The following is an 845-nucleotide window of genomic DNA, read 5'->3' as shown; positions in this document are numbered from 1 at the left end:
TAGCTTCTTTAAAGTGGGAAGATGGATATTGCTGTCGCAAATGTGGTCATAAAAAATACCAAGTCAGAAAAGATTTTTCACGTACTTGTAATATCTGTGGAGATATTGTAGAGCGTTCTCACATTTCCCAAAGTCAATTAGTATGTAGCTAAATAGACGCCTCTAAAAATATTTAATCCACGAAGGATTTTCGTATGAATTTAAATTAGATTAACTTATGAAAAAAATACTTTTTATATTTATAATTTTATTGTTTAATTGTCATAATGCACAAAATACAGGAGAAATGAAAATACAACAAATACCCTTGGAAAAACAAATAACTTATATGATTGATATAACAACCAATATTCCAGTAATTGTTTATGTAAATGATATAAAAGCTTCGGAACTTAATATGCCTTTGGGCACAGCCATAGATTTAAATCCTTATGTATTAAAAAATGGGAAATGTAAAATAAAATTACAGATATTTCCACTTTTTAGAAGAGGAGATACTTTGGTAACAGTAGAGAATATTAGGAGATGTAATTTGTTTTTTGGCAGCTACATCAGAAATAAAGAGACCGATGAGATACTAAATTACAAAGCAGATGTAGCCCTTCCTATTGTAGCCCCTAAGGAGGATGTGCCTTATTTTGAGCAAGAGTGGGATGTAGAGCTTACAGAATTGCCTTATGAGTTAGAAGGTTGGAGCAAAGGTCAAGACCTTCGTAAATGGGATAAGGATAAATTAGAGAAAAAGGTGGTCGCTTTTCATCAAAAGATCAGAAAGATACTTAATGACGGGAATTCAGAAGAGTGGATGAAACTGATTCAAAAAAGATTTGATGAAGTTTGTATTT

Annotated in this window: 1 protein-coding gene and 1 pseudogene; both read left to right on the top strand. The window is 31.5% G+C overall.

The window, feature by feature from the left end; all coding sequences use genetic code 11:
* Positions 1-104: pseudogene (locus HMPREF1551_RS13605) on the top strand (IS1595 family transposase); the annotation flags it as partial.
* A 113-nt stretch (positions 105-217) separates the two neighbouring features.
* Positions 218-845 (top strand): hypothetical protein (locus HMPREF1551_RS13840; RefSeq protein ID WP_021627700.1); only part of this gene is annotated, 628 nt, incomplete at its 3' end.

The organism is Capnocytophaga sp. oral taxon 863 str. F0517, assembly GCF_000466425.1.
Classification (GTDB): Bacteria; Bacteroidota; Bacteroidia; order Flavobacteriales; family Flavobacteriaceae; genus Capnocytophaga.
This window is presented reverse-complemented; position numbering and strand designations above follow the sequence as displayed.